Source organism: Pseudomonas sp. P5_B2, assembly GCF_056400445.1.
On sequence record NZ_JBFULH010001087.1, the window covers coordinates 1 to 1,026 of the forward strand.

Consider the following 1,026-nt stretch of genomic DNA (forward strand, 5'->3'; position numbering starts at 1 on the left):
GATCAGGCGCCATGAAGTCGAGGTCTCGGCGGCCGACGATTTGTTCGGCGGGCAAGCCGAACAGATCGGCAGTCTTGGCGTTGACGTAGAGGAAGCGGCGCTCGCTGGACTTGAAATACACATAGGCGTCTACGTTGTCGAGAACCAGATCTAGCAGCGTGCGTTGCTGATGATTGCGACGGAAAAGCCCCAGCAGTAGCCACTGCAGGACACCTATGCCGGCAAACGCCAGCACCGAGAAGGCTACCTGGAGTCGCCAGTTGAACAGGTACTCATCCTTGCTCGCCGCCACTACTTGCAGCCATTGACGGTCGCGTTGCGGGGCTAACACGGCCAGTCGCTCCAGGCCGTCGCTTGGGGATCGGTAAGATTTCACATCCGGCCCGTACCGGGTGTCCTGAAACATTGAGGGGTTGACGACCTTATGCCCCTCGGCAACTGAATTCTTTCCATGCGCAGAGCGATACAGCCATTCGTGCGTGCGTTGATCAATAAACCCCAGGATGCCGTCCTGGCCCAGATCGAACCCCCGCGCGGCATCGATATTGAGCAACGCCGACAAGCTGTGCAGGCTGGTAAAGCCGACCACAGACCCCAGCAACTGCCCGTCCGCCGACCTGATCGGCCGGAATAGCGCAATCCCTCCGCCACCCAGTTCGGGGGCTTGCGGACGGGGAGCAAAAAAGGTGGCGAACTCGGCCCCACCCGCCAGGGCCGCCTGATAATTGGGCAAATCCTTGAAGGAGCGTTTCGCCGATACGCCCGGCAACAGGACTGATTCCAGCGGCACGTTGGAGTGATCGGCAATGATCGTGCCCTCCGCGTCGAGGACGACGACGGTATCTAGCCAGGCTTTCTCCACTTCCTTTGCCAGCAGCGCATGCAGGTGTGGGGTACTCCGACTGTCACCCATGACCTGCACGGCCTCACCGACCGAAGCGAGCTGGTAATTCAGCGTGGTTTCGAGCAGGTCAAAGCTGCGCCGATGCATCGCCGACACGTTTTTCAGGCTCTGCACCACACCCG

The 1,026-nt window shown here is 60.3% G+C and carries 1 protein-coding gene; it reads right to left on the bottom strand.

The features are described 5' to 3' along the window. Positions 1–1,026, bottom strand: a 1,026-nt coding sequence (locus AC1DRJ_RS29350) for a PAS domain-containing protein (RefSeq protein WP_477805211.1), incomplete at both ends; no start/stop codon positions are given.